We start from the raw sequence: 20223 nt of genomic DNA, 5'->3' as shown, positions 1-20223 counted from the left end.
TGACCCTAGTTTTTTCGTCAAATCACTATTCAACACTAAAATTAAAAGTCACAGGGCCGTCATTCAGTAAACTCACCTTCATATCCGCAGCAAATTGTCCCGTCGCGACTTTCAAGCCAGCTTCCTTAGCTTGAGCCACAAAGTATTCGTAGAGTGTATTCGCTTGCTCAGGTGTTCCTGCGCTCGAAAAACTTGGCCTCATGCCTTTTTTGGTGTCTGCCGCCAAGGTGAATTGCGATACAACCAATAGTTCACCTTCAATGTCTTTTAAACTTAAATTCATTTTTCCCTTGTCGTCAGTAAAAATACGGTAGTTACTTACCTTGTGCAGTAACTTATCCGCCGTTTGCTCTGTATCCGGCTTTTCAACGCCTAATAGTAACAATATCCCCTGATCGATTTGACCTACAATCTTACCTTCTACTTCTACCTTTGCTTCGCTGACCCTTTGAATTAGTCCTTGCACTACCTACCTCTTGTGACTGCTAATGATGCTGAATTTTGCACAGTAATAGATCAGCCGCCCGCCTTATTGCTTCTGCATAAACGGGGTTAGCACAACAATGCCCAACCCCATTTAAAATCAGCAACTGCGCCTTAATGCTTTGTGCTAACTGATGAACTGGTGCGTACCGACACATTAAATCATGCCGACTGTGAATAAACCAGATAGGTAAGTGATTGAGCTGATGTGCATCTGCTGTAATTTGCTGTGTTTTGATAAAGCACTGGTGACTAAAAAAATGCACCATATGCTGTGCTTTACTGAGCTGCTTGTCTGCTTTGCAGAGCCTAATACCTTGCGTATCGCTATCCGTTGTGATCAGATTATCCCACTCACACCAGCGCTGCGCCGCTTTTCTTTTGAGTAACTCATCCTCGCTAAAAAGTGCCGAATGATAATGGTCTAGCAAGGATTCCACAGTTTGTGCACCTTGTGCAAAGGCAAGATACTGCTCTGGATAAATTTGTGCGGGGGCACCTTGGCTACCATAAAGCCAATGAAGATCCGCCTCATTGCCCAAAAAACTCGACCACAACACCATCCCCAAGACATCTTCACGATGTTGCTCAGCATAAAGCAGTGCCAGCATGGCACCGAAAGACTCCCCGGCGAGTACAACCTTTTGCAGCCCTAAATGCGCACGAATGGAATGAATATCTTTCAGCAGGTTCGCGGTATTTATATTACCAAAGTCAGCAGGCGTTGAGTTGCCACAGCCTCGCTGACTAAACAGGATGATGCGGTATTTTTGCGGATTGAAATAACCAAGCACATTACGAGAATGGCCCTGACCTGGGCCACCATGCAGCATGATAAGTGGTGTGCCATCACTGCAGCCATATTCCTCTATGCCCAATTGATGTCCTTCACCTACCGCGAGATGAAAGCGACGTAATGCATCGCCATGTTGATACAATAAGCTCATAACTCCCCCTTGGGGGCTTAAGCTAACCGTTATCGGTAAAAGCTAAAGTCCCTGCGCGTCTGGTGGGTCAAACTCCGAGCTTGCATCTAGTCCTGCAGCTTCCATATCTTGGGTTAAGCACACGGTAAACTCAGCACCTAACAACACCACTATCCAAGATAAATATACCCAAACAAAAAGAATAGGTACTGTTGCGAGTGCCCCATAGATAACTTCGTATGAGGGAAAATGGCTAATGTATAATGCAAAGCCTTTTTTCGTTAGCTCGAATAACAAAGCTGCAAACAAAGCACCCGGAACCGCGGCTCGAAATGACACACTGGTATTTGGTACTAAAGTATAGAGCATGATGAAGCCAACCATAGAAATTAAATAGGGCAACATCTTAATTAGTGCACCACTAAACCCTGGGATCCCTTGATCGGCAAATGTCACTAAAGAAACGATATAAGATGTCATACCAATACTCGCGCCCAATAGCACAGGGCCAAGCGTGAGCACCATCCAATAAATCGCAAACGAAATCATCAATGGACGTTTTTGCTTCACTCGCCAAATTCGGTTGAGCGTGGTGTCAACATTACGAATAAGTAATAAAGCCACGACGGCCAAAAAACTCACCCCCACAGCTGTCATCTTATTCGCGTTGCCAGTAAACGCACTGATGTGCTCTTTAATGGTGTCCGTCGATGTTGGCACAAAGTTATTGAACACAAAGTTTTCAATTGCAAAACGCGTATCTTCAAATCCAGGAAACGCCGAAAAAATTGCTACACCCACCGCAACTAAGGGGACCAACGATAACAGTGTGACATACGCTAAATAGCCCGCGTTGACCGTGATCTGGTCCTCAATACACCGCTTACTATAGCGGCGCCACCAGCTAGGCTGAGAATGTAAGAATCGCAGTGCTACGACCTTCATTTCGGTTATTCTTTGCATCATAATCAAGTTAATATTCATGGATCACTTTACACATCATAACAATCCCCGCCATAATTTATAGCGCTAAATAGTAATATATAACGACGGTCACATGGCCACTTACTGATTATTGACCTTCTAGAGCCCGGGAGTGCAAATGAAGAAACTCACCTTAAGCGCAGTGTTACTTTTACTCGTTACTGGCTGCCAAAGTGCCTATTACGCCACCATGGAAAAGTTTGGTGTGCATAAACGCGAGATATTGGTTGATCGTGTCGAAGAAACAAAGGAGTCCCAAGAGGAATCACAAAAAGAGTTTCAATCGGCATTGGAAAGACTCACCACGTTAATTAATTTTAATGGTGGTGAGTTACAAGAAGCCTATAACCTGCTTAACGATGACTACCAATCATCCCTTGCCGCTGCTGCTGAAGTAAGTAGCAATATAGACAAAGTGGAAGACGTGGCAAACGCGCTATTTGACGAGTGGCAAGATGAACTTGAGCAATATTCGAGTGCAAACCTAAAACGTGAGAGTGCTAAGCAATTAAGTCAAACACAGCGCCAATTTGAACGCTTACTTCGCTCAATGCGCAGCAGTGAAGCCAAAATGCAACCCGTGCTCGACTCACTACAAGATAATGTGCTGTACCTTAAGCACAACCTAAATGCACAAGCGGTAAGCGCTATTAAAGGTGAGTTTACAGGGTTAAAGCGTGATATTAGCGCCCTAATCGCAGATATGAACCGCTCTATTGAAGATTCGAATAAGTTTATTGCTGAGATGAATGCACGTAGCGCGTGATAGACAGCATCTGCAAAGATAGATTTCACGATATCAGAAAGTTGCTTCCTGATATCGTGGTAATTTTGTGTGTAAAGCCAGACGTTTAACCTTTATTGATAAGATCTTCAATGGTGCCATTCATTTCCATTGGCATCTGCACTAGAAAAAATAAATAAATATCATTCTCATAAATAAAACTATGAAAGTGAAGCTTCTCTTACTTTTCCTATCCCCTACTTGAATTTCTGGTTATTTTCCAGACAGATTAATTGCAAAATAAAAATAACAATTATCAAACAAAAAAAACAAATTTGATACAAATCAAGATTTTTGATAGCTTATAGCTGTCTCATATTTAGGTAAGTTATGAGATAAATTATTTAAATTAAAAAAGGAAATTTTTAAATGAAATATATTTTAAAACCCCTGTTGGTAGCTGGATTAGTTCTCTCCCCTATATCTTTTGCCCAAGAGCAAATTGAAAAACTCCCTACATCAAAGATTTCTAAAAGTGTATCTGACTTTGAAGCAAAAATGGAGCAGTATGATTATCAAGATGAAGAAAGCTATATACAAGAATATGTATTGGAGTTTGGCAATGGTGAGCCTGAAAAGCTACTAGAGCGCGCATCTTTTTGTCAAGGCCAAAACACTGAGTATATCGTTACTGTTTATACTTCAACTATCAGAGCTGCGGGAACTGATGCAGATATTAAAGTGAAGATTAATTGGGTCGGTGGCTCAACGTCTCCATGGAAATACTTAGACGATACGGGCAGAGATGACTTTGAAAAAGGCTCCGTAGATGATTTCTATATTTATTTACCTAACGGCGGTCAATTGAGTAACTCAACACTCACAATCAATAGCAATAATGCCGGTGACAAAGCGGGCTGGTTTGTGGAGCGTATTTCTGTTGAAGACACATGTTCGGGTGAAATCGCTACAGCTCAGTTCAATCGTTGGATCTCGAAATCCGTCGGTCTAACTTCAACTAGAAGATTACAATAGGCATTACTTTACACCGTTAAAATTTAAAGTGAGCTATCACTTCAATAGTTCACTCTTTAATAGCACACCTACCGTAGCGTAAAACCAGCTACGGTAGGTAAATAATCCTATGTACTAAACGCCATCTCCGGTACGTCATCTGGGCAAATCAATATACCAGCGGTTTTGGCTTGTATTTCCGCGACGCTAACACCTGGAGCTCGCTCAAGTAAATGAAACGCGCCACCTTTGACTTCAAGCAGCGCAAGATCGGTTACTATCTTATTGATACAGTTTACGCCGGTGAGTGGTAAACTGCAGTGCTGTAGCAGCTTGGACTCGCCTTGTTTATTCGCATGCGTCATGGTGCAAATTATATTTTTAGCCCCAGCGACAAGATCCATCGCGCCACCCATGCCCTTGATAAGCTTACCTGGGATCATCCAGCTGGCAAGATTACCGTGCTGATCTACTTCAAAAGCGCCAAGCACTGTCAGGTCCACATGACCGCCACGGATCATTGCAAAGCTTTCTGCCGAACTAAAAATGGCAGCTCCTGTACGGGCCGTAACGGTTTCCTTACCCGCGTTGATCATATCCGCATCCACCTCCTGCTCGGTCGGATAAGCGCCCATGCCTAATAAGCCGTTTTCCGATTGCAGCATCACATCCATGCCCTGTGGCACATAATTGGCCACCAGCGTGGGGATCCCAATGCCAAGGTTGACATAAAACCCATCTCTTAATTCCTGTGCCACTCGCATGGCCATTTGCTCTCTGGTTAGTGCCACTATGCTTGCTCCTTCACAGTACGTTTTTCGATGCGTTTTTCGAACTGTCCTAGAATCACTCTGTCGATATAAATTCCGGGGGTATGAATTTGGCTCGGCTCGATTTCGCCGGGCTCAACTATTTCTTCCACTTCAACGACAGTAATTTTTCCAGCTGTTGCGGCCATCGGGTTAAAGTTCATGGCGGTGTGGCGATAAATACAGTTGCCAAAACGGTCTGCTTTCCACGCTTTTACAATGGCAAAGTCTCCCGTAATACTCGGCTCTAAAATATATTCTCTATCACCAAACGTTTTTACCTCTTTACCCTCAGCGACGGGTGTACCAACGCCTGTTGCGGTGTAAAAAGCGGGGATCCCAGCTCCACCTGCGCGCATCTTTTCTGCAAGTGTCCCTTGTGGAGTTAATTCAACTTCCAATCCACCGCTCAATAACTGCTGCTCAAACAAGGCGTTTTCCCCCACATAAGAAGCCACCATTTTGCGGATCTGCTTATCCTCAAGCAAAATCCCTAAACCAAACCCGTCTACTCCGCAGTTATTAGAAACCACGGTTAAGTCCTTTGTGCCCATGTGGCGTATTTGGCTTATCAAACCTTCAGGGATCCCACACAAACCAAAGCCCCCTGCAATCACGGTCATGCCATCACACAGTCCTGCCATTGCTTCTTCGTAGCTTACGACTACCTTATCAAATCCAGCCATCATTCCTCCTATTGCACTGTCCAGCCGCCGTCCAGCACTATGGCTTGACCAGTAATGTTGCGTGACTCATTTGCGAGTAAAAAATTGACGGCATGAGCAATCTCATCCAACCCTATAAAGGCCTTTTTCGGCATTGGCGCCAACATGATATTGTTTATCACTTCATCTTCGCTGATCCCATGCTGTTTCGCTTGCGCGGTAATTTGCTCTTCTACCAATGGGGTTTTTACATAAGCGGGGCAAATGGTGTTCACGGTGATATCGCAGTCTGCGGTTTCCAGCGCCAATACTTTGCCAAATCCCATTAACCCATGTTTTGCAGCGACATAAGCAGACTTATATTTAGAAGCAACTAGAGCATGGATAGAACCAATATTGACGATGCGACCAAAGCCTCCTTTACGCATATGCGGCAATACCGCCTTACACAACATGGCCGGGCCTGTTAGCATCACGTCTTGCAGCAATTGCCATTTATCTTCTGGATAATGCTCTAGTGCTTCAACATGTTGCACGCCTGCGTTATTGATAAGCACATCAATGTTATCGTGCTGACGGATAAAGTCAGCGATGTCTTGCTTATTAGCGATATTGAGTGCAAACGCTTGTGCATTTCCTCCATCACTGACGATAGACTCGGCTACCGTCTGTGCTTGCGCTAAGTTCAAATCTACGAGCAATAAGCTGTAACCTTGTTTGCTCAGGGCCATCGCGATATAGCGACCAATGCCACTTGCTGCCCCTGTGATCAACGCCGTCTTCATCGTCACTCCTTGATTATTTTGCTAAGAACTGAGCAATGGTGTCAGCCTGTGATTGAATTGAAAAAATACCGTCTAAATGCCCCCAAACGCCTTCTATCTCTGTGATCTGCACGTCTTTATTCTTAGCTTTTAGGGTTTCTGCTAGCTTACGAATGGGCTCAGGCCTTAATAACAAGTCTTTGCTTGCAGGCATCAACAAAACCTTTGCTGTGATTTTATCAATAGCACTATCAAAATTACCTTGCATGCCTGCGGTGTATAATTGCGAGGCGCGGACTAAATACAAGATTGAATTCGCATCTTGCGTTTCAGCTCTCGCTCGTGCGCGCGTGGCTAGCGTTTGGCTGAGTTTAGGAAGCTGACGAATATCTTGTTTTGCTTTGGGATCAAGCACAATAAAGTCTGGAAAACTGGCGTTGTAAATAGCGGGGTGCATCGCATCTTGAGTAATATTAAGCATCGTGGCCGTGAGTCCAGCAAGCGGCCTTTCCCCGTCGTAGTAGTCCCCGCCCTGCCAATTTGGATCAAGTCGAATAGGTAAAGCCCATTTCTCTAAAGCTGCAACGGTCCAAGCATCCATCTTTGCCGCGCCAATCACATGAATTAAACGTGACACTTTTTCGGGATAGCGCACCGACCATTCTAACGCTTGGAAAGACCCCATAGACGCGCCCATCACCGCATGTAGTTTGTCGATACCTAAGCTATCCAATAGTTGCTTTTGCACTTCAACAAAATCACCGATGGTCACCACGGGAAAATCCAAGCCGTAAGGTTTGCCCGTTTTCGGATTAATAGACGCTGGGCCCGTCGTGATCACATCTTTACTATGCCAGTTTGCATTGACCAAAGTATCTGCGCTTATTACAAAGTACTTGTTAGTATCTATCGCTTTGCCCGGGCCGATAATAGCATCCCAGTAACCTGCCAACACGTCAGACTCTCGATACTTACCCGCAGCATGAGATGTGCCAGAAAAGAAATGCGTGATCAAAATTGCATTGCTTTTGTCGGCATTTAATTTGCCATAGCTTTCCCAGCCGACCTTAACTTCAGGAATGCTGGCTCCAGACTCCGTAGTAAAATGCGCAAGTGTAAATGCCCGCTTTTCAACCAGCATAAGTTTGTTTGTCTCACTGCCATAGACAATATTGCTGGCAACGAACAAAAGTAACAGGAAAATCCGCTTCATTGCTGTATCTCTCCGTTAAAATAAGATGAATAGGGTTAATGCGAGGGCAACGCCCACCAGCGGCACGACCGCAGTCAACGCAGCCATGGACCAGTATGCTCGTTGATGTGTTTCTTTACAGATGGCGCGAATGGTTGTGACCACATAACCATTGTGCGGTAAGGTATCCAAAGCGCCTGAGCTAATAGCGACAACACGATGTAATTGTTCTGGATTGACACCCGCATCAATGTAGTGCGGTGCCACTAAAGGTAACGCAATAGCTTGCCCACCGGATGCCGAACCAGTTAAACCGGCTATTACACTTACCGCCACAGCGGCGCCAAGTAGCTCATTACCGGGCATCTGTGTCATCATATCGACCGCTAATTGAAATGCCTCGGTGTTTTTTGCTACCGCACCAAAACCCACTACCGCACTGGTATTACCGATAGCAACTAGCGCCCCAGTTGTGCCTAAGTTAATCGCGGCCCCCATGTTATGAAAATGCTTAAAGTTAATCGCGACAATACTGAGTACACCGCCAAGTAGAGCTACAATGAGTGCACTTTGCTGCAGCACATCATGAAGTGTAAAAGATAAAATCAACACCACGATTAGAGGCAGTACGCCAGTGATTGGATGAGGATAGTTACGTTCATGGATTTCAGGGTCGTCTTCTTTCGCTTCAAAGTGCTCACCATTTGCCACCGCTTTGGCTATCATCTTTTTCAACCACCAATAGCCCGTAATAGCCATAAACGTGGCAACCACTAGACTGACTTCCCAAGCTGCATAAGGCGAAGTGCCTAAATATTTTATTGGGATCCAGTTTTGAATTTCAGGGGAGCCTGCCGAAGTCATGGTGAAGGTGACCGAGCCGAAGGCCAGAGTTGCGGGAATAAAGCGCCTTGGTAAATTGGCATCTTTAAATAAGCTGAGCGCCATAGGGTAGACAGAGAAAGCCACAATAAAAACGCTGACACCGCCATACGTTAGTACCGCACAGGCAATCACCACCGCTAATACCGCATGTTTCATACCTAACTTGTCGACAATATAGCGTGCCACGCTGTCGGCAGCACCGCAGTCTTCCATGAACTTACCGAACAAAGAGCCAAGCAAGAACATGAAAAACCAAGCACTCAAAAAGCCAGCAAAGCCATCCATATAGAGTGTAAGAAAGCTGCTTTCTACAGCTTCTGTGGGAAATAGCGCAACGCCACTCGTTAATGCGACCAATAAAGCGCACAGTGGAGCTGCGATAAACAAGTTTACGCCACGGAGAGTTAGCCAAATAAGCAGGCCAAGTCCCCCTGCCAGTCCAAGCATACTGAGCATAAGGGCTTCCTTTTATTGTTATTAATGCCCGTTATAAATTGATGTGTTGGGCATGCTGTTGATGAATATCAGTGTGGCGTGCAAGCACAATAAAAACCATAGTACTAAGGTTATAGAAGCCCTACACCCCGTGTTAATCCTAGCGTATCAAGGCATTAGTACTAAGGTACTAATAGAAAAACTTTACAACTCCCCTATGCTTTGGTGTGACAACAAGCACCCAAAATGACAATAATAGGGACCACAGGATGAACATTTACCAACCTAGATATTCAGCTATCGCGTTGGCTATTACACTCGCAACTCAAGTCAGCCCAGCGGCAGCAGAACAAGCAACACAATCAGAAGGCAAGCTAGAACGCATCGAAGTCACGGCGCGTAAGACGGTAGAAAACCTTCAAACCGTTCCAGTTGCAGTGACTTCTATCGGTGAAACCGATCTACTCGAAAATGGCATTTCGGTACTCTCTGAAGTCCAGCAGTTTTCACCCAATACCACGCTTCAAGCTAGCCGTGGCACTAACTCCACCCTCACTGCCTTTATTCGTGGTGTCGGGCAACAAGACCCATTGTGGGGTTATGAACCTGGTGTCGGCATTTACGTCGATGACATTTATTTGGCAAGGCCGCAAGGGGCTGTACTCGACCTCCTTGATGTACAACAGATCGAAGTACTACGTGGACCGCAAGGAACACTATATGGCAAAAACACCATTGGTGGCGCAATAAAATATGTCACTAAGGAAATGTCTGGCGATGCGACATTTAACGTGGAAGGGACGGTTGGTAGTTATAATCAACGCGATCTTAAGATCACAGGTCAATTGCCGCTCGTGGAAGACATGCTCTACTTAGGTTATGGCTTTGCTACTTTGAATCGAGATGGCTTTGGTGAATTCAAGGTTTCAACGCTACCCGGCCAAGACAAGGAAAACTACAATAAAGAAATTCAAGCTGCACGGTTAACCTTGGAATATCGTCCAAGCGATGATTTGTTCTTCCGTTTAGCATGGGATAAAACCGACGATGACTCCAACTCTAAAGGAGGTTATCGCTTGTTGCCGAGCTTACTGACTGACGCCCCTGTGCCCGACAGCGTATTTGATTCTTACACCAGTATGCCAACCTGGAATAAAGTCGAGCTTGAGGGATATAGTTTGACCGCTCGCTGGGATCTTTCTGACGCCACCACAATAAAATACATCGGTGCTAGCCGAGATAGTTACTCCCCGACCAATATCGACTTTGATAATACGCCATTACGGATCTTTGATGTACCCGCCATTTATGATGACGAGCAAACCACGCATGAGATACAGCTAAGCCATGCAGGTAGCGGCTATAAATTTGTCTCAGGTCTATATTATTACGATGGCGAATCATGCGGTCAATTCCAAGCAATTTTAGAAGTGTTAGGACAAAGCTTGGGCGCTCCCGGTCTTACGCGAGAAGTCAGTGGTTGTAACAACTCAAATAGTAAAGCCGCGTACATTCAAGGCACCATTGATTTAGCAGAGCAGTGGTCGCTCACATTGGGCGCTCGTTATACTAAAGACAGCAAAGAGGCACAAGTCAGCAATGGTTTGGTCTTTGATGTCGTGTATCCCGAATCAAATTGGATCCCAGGTTATACACGCCCTGCTGGTGAACTCGTACCGTCAGTGCTTGACGATGAAGAAGATTGGTCACGGTTTACACCAAGAGTGGGAGTGGAATATCAATACAACCGCGATATTATGTTCTTTGCCAGCTATGCTCAAGGATTTAAATCCGGCACCTTCAACCCCAGAGCCAGCACCGCAGAGCCTGCTGCAGACCCTGAAATCGTAGATTCATTCGAAATCGGAATGAAAAGCGAGTGGAACGATAATCTAAGAGCCAATATCACGCTATTCACGTTAGATCACAAAGACCGCCAATATATTTCCGTATTGCCCGGTGCAACTTCTGCCGATCTAAACCAACGACTTGGCAACATTGGTAAGTCTACAGCAAATGGTATTGAAGCCGAGCTGAGCTATGTCGCTACAGAGGCGCTGAGTTTTGACGCCGCAATAGGATATATAGACAGCGACTTCGAAGAGGTACTCGACACTAACCCAGACACAGGCGCGACATTTGACAAATCAGACCGCTTTAGTATTTCTAACACCCCTGATTTAACTTTTAACCTTGGGGCGACATACAAACTCTACAGTGATATTGGCGATTGGGTATTCAATGCCAGCTACTACCATCGTGGTGATTATGTCTTATTTGAGGAAGATAGCCTACTGACGCAGGATAGCTATGGTTTAGTCAACCTGAGTATTAATTGGTATAGCACAGACGGCAATTGGCGTGTTGGTCTTCATGGGAAAAACCTGACCGATGAAGAATATATGATAGGAGGCTATCAGTTCGTGACACCAGACCCGAGCGATCCGAGTAATGTGAGTAAGTACACGCCGGGGCTTGGTGGTGATAATACTTTGATAGGCTACTTTGGCGACCCAAGAACCGTTTCGCTTACCGTGGGTTATCGTTTTTAGCACCGAAAGCGAGGCTGCAAGGGAGCCTCGCTATCTCAATCACTTGATGTAGTTTTGGAAATACCCTATAACAACGGATACTAGGAGTTAGTTAAGGATGCCTCAGGTGCAAGCAATTATCGCTGATGACCACCCATTATTTCGCAGCGCACTCAAACAAGCCGCTGCACAAGCGATTGGTCATGACCCTATCAAAGAAGCCAGTACCTTAGACAGCTTATTCGAGATGTTGCTCGCGCATCCTGAAACAGAGCTAGTATTTTTGGACTTATCTATTCCTGGCGCGAAAGGTCTCGAAGGTCTTGCCCGGTTAAGAAATCAGTATCCAGACATATTAGTGATCATGGTTTCAGCCAACGAATCGGCAGCCATTATTAGCCAATGCATTGCCCTCGGGGCAAGCGCTTATATTCCCAAGTCTTCCTCACTAGAGGTGATCAGTGATGCCATCAAGCTCGTTATTGAAGGAGAAACTTGGTTACCCGAGATCGTGGATATCGCGCCTGAAAATGACAGCGAACAAGCGCAATTTGCGCGTAATTTAGAAAAGCTAACTCCCCAGCAATATCGAGTATTAACCATGATTGCCGACGGCCTTTTGAATAAGCAGATTGCGTATGCAATGTCGATTCAAGAGACCACCATCAAACAGCATGTTTCAGCTATTTTAAAAAAGCTCAATGTGTATAACCGCACCCAAGCTGGGATCCTCTTTAATCAGCTGGCTACGGATGTGCATCTCGACGATGAAGCGAGCACATAAACAACTAGATTAGTCGCTTAATCATGCGCTTTAGGGCTGGCGTTTTAAGTGGTTTATAGAGTAATGGGATCCCTGCATCACTCACTCGCTCGCGAATAGCCTCGTCGTGGTTAGCCGTGTTAATAATGATTGGCATATCATCAAGCTTAAGCGCTGCTATCACCTCAAGTCCCGTGACACCATGATCAAGCTGATAATCCGCGATCAGCATATCTGCACGACTCGTTGCTTGCAGCGCACTAAGCTCTGCTTCATCTCGCGCCACAGCTACTTGACACCCCCAACTTAATAATACTTGAGATAATGCATTAAGTGCGTTGGCATCATTATCTAGCAACCAAATAGATAGCCCCGATAATTGTGTATCACCGCTGGGTTTGTCAGCGGTTACTTCGGTCTTTTGATCCGTCTGCATTCCAAAACTTGGCAGTGTTAAGGTAAATTGTGTGCCTTTATTAAGTTGTGAGCCAAGGGTGATGGGAATTTCCAACACTTCGCAAATTCGTTTGCTGATCGCAAGTCCAAGTCCTAACCCCTGCGCTAGCTCTTTACTGTGAAGCTGTTTGAACTCTTGAAATATGGCGTCCTGATCTTGCTTTGCAATGCCCACGCCTGTGTCTTCAACAATGATAGAAACACTCTCCCCCTGACATTCAGCAATAAGTCTTACCGTACCAGACTCAGTGTAACGGATAGCGTTACTCAGTAAGTTTCCCAATACCCTTTTTAGCAGTGCTTTATCGGTGTAGAGCATGACATCACAAACCTGCACTGCAAACGCTAATCCTTTGTCTTTCGCAACCGCCCCATATTCATTTTCCAATGGTTCCAGCAGTGACGACAATGCAAAGCGCGAGCGATTAACCTTAAACGCCCCAGCCTCTAACTTTGTGAGCTCAAGAATGCTCGACAACAGTTCTTCAGCACTTGCCAATGAACTTTTGATGCTTTGCGAAAGCTCAGCTAAGTCGGTCCCTTGGGCCTTTTCACTCATCAATGAACAAAACAGGCTCGCTGCGTTAAATGGCTGTAACAGATCATGACTCGCTGCGGCGAAAAAGCGGGTTTTACTCTCCGTTGCATGCTCTGCTTGGCGCTTAGCAGAAGATAAAGCTCGGTTGGCATCTATCAACTCTTTAGTCCTTGCCGCGACTGTTTCTTCTAGGTTCACATTAACTTGCTCTAGTAAGGATTGTTGTTTTACAAACTCAGTGATATCCGTATAGGTCGTTACAAATCCACCTCCAGGCAATGGGTTACCTTGCATTTCAAACACTCGACCATCGTGATGCTCGCGGCGGTAGCGATACGCATTGCCTCGTCGTAAATGTGATAGACGCTTCTCTACTTGCTGCTCGACATCAGCATCACCAAACAGTCCGCGCTGCGCATTGTAACGAATAAGCTCAGCCACAGGACGACCGATAAACAGCGCATTGTCTGGATAGTTAAACATTTCTGCGTAGCGCTGGTTCCAAGCGACCAATTGCAGTTGACTATCTACTACACTTATCCCCTGACTGACGTTTTCTATCGTCGACTGCAGTAAGTCGCGATTAAAACGTAGCACCTGTGACGCTTCATCTACAAATTCTGCAACTTGCTCTAAAGGCTGGCGCTTTTCATCTTTGGCGACATCTAAAATCAGTTTCGCAGATGCCCCGCCAACGAGCGTCGACATCTCCCGTTCGATCATATTTTCCACTTGCAATGGCGCTGGCAGTTTCCAGTTTGCAGGCTCTTTAGGAAAATGAAGCTCAACAAGCTGCTGCGCACGCGCTTGCTCGCTAAAGCGCTGCAGTAATGTTGCCAAATCCTGGAAACTCAAGACCGTGTTAGCGGACTGTGCAGATTTGGACGGCATTACAAATTTATTGCTTTGTAAGCGCTCAGCAAGACGAGCGGATGAAATAAACGGCACCAGCAAATAAACCAACAAATTTGCACTTAAAGAAATCAGGACGGACTGGCTCGTACTGTCTAACCCCAGACCCAAAAAGTCTAAAGGTGCTAACCATGTGATATTCAAAGGCCCCGCACTCAACCAGTGACTTTCGAAGTTAAAGCCACTAATGAGGCTCGGTAACAATAGCGTGTAAAACCAAATAGCAAAACCCGTCACGATCCCCAATTGCGCACCTAAGCATGAAGCCCCACGCCACCATAAACCAACCACCATCGCGGGCGCAAACTGCGCAACCAAGGCAAATGACATCAGTCCCATATTGGCCAACGTGTTGCCCTCAGCAAGCACGCGATGACTGGCATAACTCAGTAATAAAATGCCAACAATAACCACCCGTCGAGCATTGAGCAGATTAAACTTAGATAAACCCCGATGGCTCGAATTTAACTGCGAGCGGCGCAACAAAAATTGATTGATAAAGTCATTGGTGATCATAATAGATAGCACGATGGCTGAGACTATCACCATACTCGTCGCCGCAGAGAACCCACCTAAAAAGGCTGTCAAAGCGACTAAAGGTGCATCAGATCCCAGTGGTAGGGCAAGCACAAACGTATCGTAACCAACATCTTGACCATTAAAATACACCAGCCCGGCATAGGCGATCGGCAAAATAAATAAATTAATCAGCAACAAATAAACGGGAAACAACCAGCGTGCGGTCTTAAATTGATTTTGTTCATCATATTCAATAAAAGAGGTATGAAACTGCCTCGGCAAACACAGCGTTGCTAATACCCCTAAAAGAACATGAACTAAATAAACATAGGTTGGGCTAGCCGATGCCTCTATTTGCTTGGTAATTCCCTGCTGCGCTGCCTGGTTAAATAAGTGAGTGGGCGATTCAAAGAGCACAAAACAGACATAAACACCGACAGTAATAAACGCCAGCAACTTAACTAATGACTCAAAGGCGATGGCAGTCATCAACCCTGGGTTATGCTCACTCGGTCTCAGCCTACGTGTGCCAAACAAAATAGCAAACAGGGCTAACAGCAAGGTGATGTAAAAAGTACTATCCTGCCAAAACGCGACACTCACCCGCTGAGTGTCGCTTGTTAGCATACCGATACTGGCGCTGGTGGCATTAAGCTGAAGTGCAATATAGGGCACAACCGCAATGACAGAGATCAGAGAAATGAGTCCAGACAAACTAGAAGAATTACCGTAACGAGTGGCAATAAAGTCCGCCATGGAAGTGAGCTGCTGCTGGCGGCATATTTCGGCAATTCGTGTGTAGACTTGCCAACCAAATATAAACAGTAAAATCGTGCCAACATAAGTTGGGGCAAGCCACCAGCCATTATTTGCCGCTTGCGCGGTAGTACCAAAAAACGCCCAAGAGGTGCAATACACCCCTAGTGACAAGGCATAGGTAACTTGCTTGGCACGATAAGATCTAAATTTAGTACTCGCCCTATCTGCGCCCCATGCAATGGTAAATAAAAGCGCTAAATAAAGCAGCGCAATAAGACTGATCAGCCCGATAGAAAACATAACTGTGATGATTTTTTATTGTTTGCTCTAGCATAACGGCTGTACTGTAAAAAAACAGCACACTTTAGTGCTATCCCCTCCGGACCTATGAATTTTTTGCAATTGACTAATGATTACTTTTAAAACAAAAATATTTACCTAACGTTAACAGAAAAGGAAATTGACAATGCAATTTAAGTTAAACAAAAAACGTCTTAAGAACCTATCAGACATTAACACGCAGTTATCTCCTCAACATACTCCACGGATAAATGGTGGAACGGGTTCATGGCCAACTCCAGCAACCACATCGATTAGAGAAAGGACGTGTGGTTCTGATATAGCTTGCCAAACCTTGCCGGCGTTAATGTGTCAGCCAGACTATAGCCGAATTTGCTAACAGTACTTATAATCTAAAACTGCTCACCGACTTATCGAGTGTGCGGGATAAAGACAGCAGCGATAATGCTTCATCTGACGCGCGCTCGGCTCCCGTAGCAGTCTCTTGTGCAGTTTCACTGATTTCTGTCACACTTTGCGAAAGCTGCTGTGTAACCGTGTTTTGCTCCTCAGAAGCACTGGCAATTTGTAGATTCATATCTTTAATTGTGCTCACAGATGAAGAAATAGCTTGTAACACTTCATCCGTTTTCGCCGATTTGTCTGCTGTATCTTTAGCATCTTTAACGTTATCTCGCATCATGCCAACGGAGCGCTTCGCTTCATTTTGCAATTTAGAGATCATCTCTTGAATTTCGTCTGTACTCTTCTGGGTGCGACTCGCAAGGCTTCTCACCTCGTCAGCCACTACGGCAAAGCCTCGCCCTTGTTCGCCTGCTCTTGCGGCTTCAATCGCTGCGTTGAGCGCCAACAAATTAGTTTGCTCCGCGATACCCCTGATAACATCCAAAATAGAACCAACCGATTCTGTTTCTTGTTCAAGATTCTCAATGGTTTTGCTAACATTTTCTATTTTACCAACTAGGCCTTCCATTGCTTGCTGTGTTGCAACGACAACTTGAACACCTGAATTAGATTGAGAATCCGCATCAGTCGCAGCATCTGCTGCGAGCTGGGCACTTTGGGTTATCTCAGCAATCGTGGCAGCCATTTCATTCATCGAAACTGCACTATGACTGAGTTGCTCCATTTGGTTATCCGCCCCTTGTTTAGACTGGGCAGTGATAGCACTAAGTGTTTCTGACGAGGAAGACAATGCATGTGTGGAGCTTTGAATTTCTGCAATGATGGCTTTTAGTTTGTCAGCCATATCACGCATTGCCAAATAAATACCGCTGACCGATTCCCCCCTGTCAAATTGTATTGTGAGGTCGCCACTGGCTATCCTTGATGCCACTTCTGCGATTTCTTTTGGCTCCCCACCAATAGGGGCTTTGATTAGTCGTGTGATATACCAACTTAAAAAGCAGCCTAACAAAATTACCACAACAGATACTGCAATAATAACTGTTACTGTCTTCCTACTCTCACTTTGAGCTATGGGACCTAATTCATCCTGTCTTTCCTTGATCGATTCTTTCACACGTGCCAAATGCTCTGCGATATTTTGACCATTAATATTTAGTACTTCGGTAATCAGTCGATTTCTCTCTGTGATAATATCTTGTACTTCTCTCACTCCATCTAAGTAGCGTTCTCCTGATTGTTCTATATCAAGCAGTAAATTTTTTGCATTTTCATTCATAAACCTAGACTTAGACTGAGTTAGAAACATCTTCTCTTGCTTTAGTTCATCCATGGCTCTGTTGTAGTCATTTAACTGGTTACTCACTAAGAATTTCGTTACGAAAAGTCTTCCTAGCAGCAGCTTTTCCTGCATATGTGTAGCAGCGGCAAGTCCTTCAAAGTCACTCATATCAATGCTAGATTCTATTAATTGCGAAATATTCTTGCGCATTTGAGGGCCTATTTTATCCAGCCCGTCATGAACCACAGTATTTCTACGACCATAAAGTGCCATAATCTCCCTAAAAGCAGTTTCATATGTAACCAAAGCTGTTTCACTTTTTTCAATAAGCTGCTTGCTTTCTTTTTGACTAAGGGCCTCCTTGGCTTCCGCTAGTTCATCATGTAAAAGCCTTACCTTCTGTTCAAATTGTTCAATATCGTCTTTTGATTGCTGCTTCAAATAATTCAGCACATTGATCCTAAGCGAGAGCAAATTCGCTTCTAATGTACTTGCTAGATTGCTAGCCCTTGCCAAAGAGCGATACTCAACAAAATTACTATAACCGCCATTCAATCCAACATAAGCGACGCTAGAGAGTGCAACCATAAGTACAATCATTACTCCAAATGAAGTAGATAATTGTTGGCTTAACCTTAACTTAGAAAGCATAAAAGCACCTGACATTGTATTTATAGATAAGCCTATCAGCATTCATAGATGCCAAAACTATTAGCTTGTATTTAATACAATAATCATTGTCGTGTTTTTTGATTTAGTAAAGAAATGTACCGATTAAAAATCGAACAAAGTAAAGTAACGACCTTTAATGCTCCATATTTATGATTGGCTTGTTGAATAAGGAGCGGCGTATTACGTCCAGCACTGCGATAAAACTATCTACTCTGGAACAAATAAGTATATAGAGGTAATAACCAACCATCTTCGTTGCGCTCAAACATACATCCATAAACGCAAAAGCCCCAGCAGATGCCGGGGCTTTATAAAAGTCTAATTTAGTTAAAAACTAAAATTAAGCTTTCTTAGGACGTTCAATCACGTCAACTAGCGTCCAAGATTTTTTCTTAGAGATTGGCGCACATTCGCGAATAGTCACGACGTCACCTGTGAGTAGCTGTGTTGTTTTCATCGTGTGCGTGCAACTTAGTTGTACGCTTGATGCTTTCTTTCTATAAAGAGTACCGTAGATCGGGTGTTTAACCTGATGTTCGATAGCTGCTTATAAGAGCTATCCAGAAACGCAAAAGCCCCAGCTGATGCTGGGGCTTTATCAAAAGTCTAATTTAGTTAAAAACTAAAATTAAGCTTTCTTAGGACGTTCAATCACGTCAACTAGCGTCCAAGATTTTTTCTTAGAGATTGGCGCACATTCGCGAATAGTCACGACGTCACCTGCTAGTGCCGTGTTGTTTTCATCGTGTGCGTGCAACTTAGTTGTACGCTTGATGAACTTACCGTAGATCGGGTGTTTAACCTGACGCTCGATAGCAACAACGATTGATTTGTCCATTTTATCGCTTACTACACGACCTTGAAGAGTACGGATCTTATCGCTCATTATGCACCTGCCTTCTGGTTAATAACCGTTTTAACACGCGCAATGTTGCGACGTACTTTTCTCAGTTCGTGAGTTTGAGCTAGCTGACCAGTGCTCGCTTGCATGCGCAGATTAAACTGCTCACGAAGTAGCTCTAGAAGTTCAGCATTTAGCTCTTCTACGCTTTTGTCTTTTAATTCGCTAGCTTTCATTACATTACCGTCCGAGTTACGAAAGTTGTCTTGAATGGTAGTTTACGAGAAGCAAGGTTAAATGCTTCACGAGCAAGCTCTTCAGAAACACCTTCCATTTCGTAAAGAACTTTACCAGGCTGAATTTCAGCAACCCAGTATTCAACAGAACCTTTACCTTTACCCATACGAACTTCAAGCGGTTTTTCTGTAATTGGCTTATCTGGGAATACACGGATCCAGATTTTACCTTGACGCTTGACGTGACGTGTCATAGCACGACGAGCTGCTTCGATTTGACGAGCAGTCATACGGCCACGGCCAGTCGCTTTCAAGCCGAAAGAACCGAAGCTAACTTTGTTACCGCTGGTAGCCAGACCACGGTTGCGGCCTTTGTGTACCTTACGGAATTTTGTACGTTTTGGCTGTAACATTAGTCGCTACCTCTTACTTAGCACTTTTTTTAGCTTTCTTCGGCGCACGTTTAGCTGGCTTCTCTTGCTCTTGAACTAGTGGAAGACCACCAATTACTTCGCCTTTGAAGATCCAAACCTTAACACCGATGATACCGTAAGTGGTCAAAGCTTCTGAAGTTGCGTAGTCGATATCAGCACGTAGAGTGTGTAGAGGTACACGACCTTCACGGTACCACTCAGAACGTGCGATTTCAGCACCGCCTAGACGGCCGCTTACTTCAACTTTGATACCCTTAGCACCTAGACGCATTGCGTTCTGTACTGCGCGCTTCATAGCACGACGGAACATAACACGACGCTCTAGCTGAGAAGAAATACCGTCAGCAACTAATTGTGCATCTAGCTCTGGCTTGCGTACTTCTGCGATGTTGATTTGCGCAGGTACACCAGCAAGCTTAGTTACAGCTTGGCGAAGCTTTTCAACATCTTCACCTTTTTTACCGATAACAACACCAGGACGAGCTGTGTGAATTGTTACACGGATTGATTTAGCTGGACGCTCGATAACGATCTTAGCTACAGAAGCACTTTTCAATTCCTTAGTAAGGTATTGACGTACTTTGTGATCGCCAAAAAGCTGTTCAGAGAAATCTTTTGTATTCGCGTACCAAGTAGATACCCAAGGCTTTGAGATACCTAGGCGAATACCAGTAGGATGAACTTTTTGTCCCAT

The 20223-nt window shown here is 44.7% G+C and carries 20 protein-coding genes; 5 read left to right on the top strand and 15 right to left on the bottom strand.

Going from position 1 to position 20223, the window contains the following annotated elements:
- Nucleotides 1-25 precede the first annotated feature (25 nt).
- Genes dtd through PNC201_RS01155 form a run of 3 tightly spaced genes read right to left on the bottom strand, consistent with a single transcriptional unit; the run spans nt 26 to nt 2375 of the window.
- Complete coding sequence (dtd, locus tag PNC201_RS01165; RefSeq protein WP_010607754.1) at nt 26-466, bottom strand: D-aminoacyl-tRNA deacylase; 441 nt, start codon at nt 464-466, stop codon at nt 26-28.
- Nucleotides 467-485: 19 nt separating this feature from the next.
- Nucleotides 486-1430 (bottom strand): alpha/beta fold hydrolase, encoded by a 945-nt coding sequence (locus PNC201_RS01160; RefSeq protein ID WP_102055905.1) that lies wholly within the window; start codon nt 1428-1430, stop codon nt 486-488.
- Between the two features lie 42 nt (nt 1431-1472).
- Nucleotides 1473-2375 carry a virulence factor BrkB family protein gene (locus PNC201_RS01155; RefSeq protein ID WP_442793313.1) on the bottom strand — a complete coding sequence of 301 codons (903 nt, stop codon included), beginning with the start codon at nt 2373-2375 and terminating at the stop codon, nt 1473-1475.
- A 136-nt stretch (nt 2376-2511) separates the two neighbouring features.
- On the opposite strand from PNC201_RS01155, the gene PNC201_RS01150 reads away from it, so the two are divergent.
- Together PNC201_RS01150 and PNC201_RS01145 are read left to right on the top strand one after the other, a co-directional pair.
- Nucleotides 2512-3159: a DUF2959 domain-containing protein gene (locus PNC201_RS01150; protein WP_010607751.1), complete on the top strand. Its 648-nt coding sequence runs from the start codon at nt 2512-2514 to the stop codon at nt 3157-3159.
- A 387-nt stretch (nt 3160-3546) separates the two neighbouring features.
- Nucleotides 3547-4152 carry a PLAT/LH2 domain-containing protein gene (locus tag PNC201_RS01145; protein ID WP_010607750.1) on the top strand — a complete coding sequence of 202 codons (606 nt, stop codon included), beginning with the start codon at nt 3547-3549 and terminating at the stop codon, nt 4150-4152.
- A 107-nt stretch (nt 4153-4259) separates the two neighbouring features.
- Here the strand turns inward: PNC201_RS01145 and PNC201_RS01140 are convergent, their stop codons facing one another.
- Genes PNC201_RS01140 through PNC201_RS01120 form a run of 5 tightly spaced genes read right to left on the bottom strand, consistent with a single transcriptional unit; the run spans nt 4260 to nt 8902 of the window.
- Entirely contained in the window at nt 4260-4922 is a 663-nt protein-coding gene (locus PNC201_RS01140; RefSeq protein ID WP_102055904.1) for a 3-oxoacid CoA-transferase subunit B, read from the bottom strand.
- Complete coding sequence (locus tag PNC201_RS01135) at nt 4922-5626, bottom strand: CoA transferase subunit A (protein ID WP_102055903.1); 705 nt, start codon at nt 5624-5626, stop codon at nt 4922-4924. The genes PNC201_RS01140 and PNC201_RS01135 overlap by 1 nt, the downstream gene beginning before the upstream one ends.
- A gap of 8 nt (nt 5627-5634) precedes the next feature.
- Nucleotides 5635-6390, bottom strand: a complete 756-nt coding sequence (locus PNC201_RS01130) for a 3-hydroxybutyrate dehydrogenase (protein WP_102055902.1) — start codon at nt 6388-6390, stop codon at nt 5635-5637.
- A gap of 13 nt (nt 6391-6403) precedes the next feature.
- The gene (locus PNC201_RS01125) at nt 6404-7582 is read right to left on the bottom strand and encodes an E22 family MetX-like putative esterase (RefSeq protein WP_102055901.1); all 1179 of its coding nucleotides are present in this window, start codon (nt 7580-7582) and stop codon (nt 6404-6406) included.
- Nucleotides 7583-7597: 15 nt separating this feature from the next.
- Nucleotides 7598-8902: a GntP family permease gene (locus PNC201_RS01120; protein ID WP_102055900.1), complete on the bottom strand. Its 1305-nt coding sequence runs from the start codon at nt 8900-8902 to the stop codon at nt 7598-7600.
- Nucleotides 8903-9150: 248 nt separating this feature from the next.
- Between PNC201_RS01120 and PNC201_RS01115 the strand changes: the two genes are divergently transcribed.
- Both PNC201_RS01115 and PNC201_RS01110 read left to right on the top strand, forming a co-directional pair.
- On the top strand, nt 9151-11433 hold the full coding sequence (locus PNC201_RS01115; RefSeq protein ID WP_102055899.1) for a TonB-dependent receptor: 2283 nt from the start codon (nt 9151-9153) through the stop codon (nt 11431-11433).
- Between the two features lie 97 nt (nt 11434-11530).
- Nucleotides 11531-12196 (top strand): response regulator transcription factor, encoded by a 666-nt coding sequence (locus PNC201_RS01110; protein ID WP_102055898.1) that lies wholly within the window; start codon nt 11531-11533, stop codon nt 12194-12196.
- A 4-nt stretch (nt 12197-12200) separates the two neighbouring features.
- Here PNC201_RS01110 and PNC201_RS01105 read toward each other — a convergent pair whose 3' ends face one another.
- Entirely contained in the window at nt 12201-15659 is a 3459-nt protein-coding gene (locus PNC201_RS01105) for a PAS domain-containing hybrid sensor histidine kinase/response regulator (RefSeq protein WP_102055897.1), read from the bottom strand.
- A gap of 166 nt (nt 15660-15825) precedes the next feature.
- Between PNC201_RS01105 and PNC201_RS23215 the strand changes: the two genes are divergently transcribed.
- Nucleotides 15826-16038: a hypothetical protein gene (locus tag PNC201_RS23215; protein ID WP_158299091.1), complete on the top strand. Its 213-nt coding sequence runs from the start codon at nt 15826-15828 to the stop codon at nt 16036-16038.
- Between the two features lie 6 nt (nt 16039-16044).
- On the opposite strand, the gene PNC201_RS01100 is transcribed toward PNC201_RS23215, so the two are convergent.
- From PNC201_RS01100 to rpsC, 6 genes are all read right to left on the bottom strand, one after another.
- A complete protein-coding gene (locus PNC201_RS01100; protein ID WP_233525198.1) occupies nt 16045-17997 on the bottom strand; it encodes a methyl-accepting chemotaxis protein in 1953 nt (650 codons plus the stop codon).
- A gap of 361 nt (nt 17998-18358) precedes the next feature.
- Entirely contained in the window at nt 18359-18535 is a 177-nt protein-coding gene (rpsQ, locus tag PNC201_RS01095) for a 30S ribosomal protein S17 (RefSeq protein WP_233525239.1), read from the bottom strand.
- 111 nt (nt 18536-18646) lie between these two features.
- Nucleotides 18647-18904, bottom strand: coding sequence for a 30S ribosomal protein S17 (gene rpsQ, locus PNC201_RS01090; protein ID WP_023398452.1), 258 nt, complete (start codon nt 18902-18904; stop codon nt 18647-18649).
- A complete protein-coding gene (gene rpmC / locus PNC201_RS01085; protein ID WP_058031280.1) occupies nt 18904-19095 on the bottom strand; it encodes a 50S ribosomal protein L29 in 192 nt (63 codons plus the stop codon). Before rpmC ends, rpsQ (PNC201_RS01090) begins: the two co-directional genes overlap by 1 nt.
- Entirely contained in the window at nt 19095-19508 is a 414-nt protein-coding gene (rplP, locus tag PNC201_RS01080) for a 50S ribosomal protein L16 (RefSeq protein WP_095728988.1), read from the bottom strand. Before rplP ends, rpmC begins: the two co-directional genes overlap by 1 nt.
- A gap of 13 nt (nt 19509-19521) precedes the next feature.
- Nucleotides 19522-20223 (bottom strand): 30S ribosomal protein S3, encoded by a 702-nt coding sequence (gene rpsC, locus PNC201_RS01075; RefSeq protein ID WP_010376374.1) that lies wholly within the window; start codon nt 20221-20223, stop codon nt 19522-19524.

Origin of the sequence: Pseudoalteromonas sp. NC201, assembly GCF_002850255.1 — a bacterium.
Lineage (GTDB): Bacteria > Pseudomonadota > Gammaproteobacteria > Enterobacterales > Alteromonadaceae > Pseudoalteromonas.
This window is presented reverse-complemented; position numbering and strand designations above follow the sequence as displayed.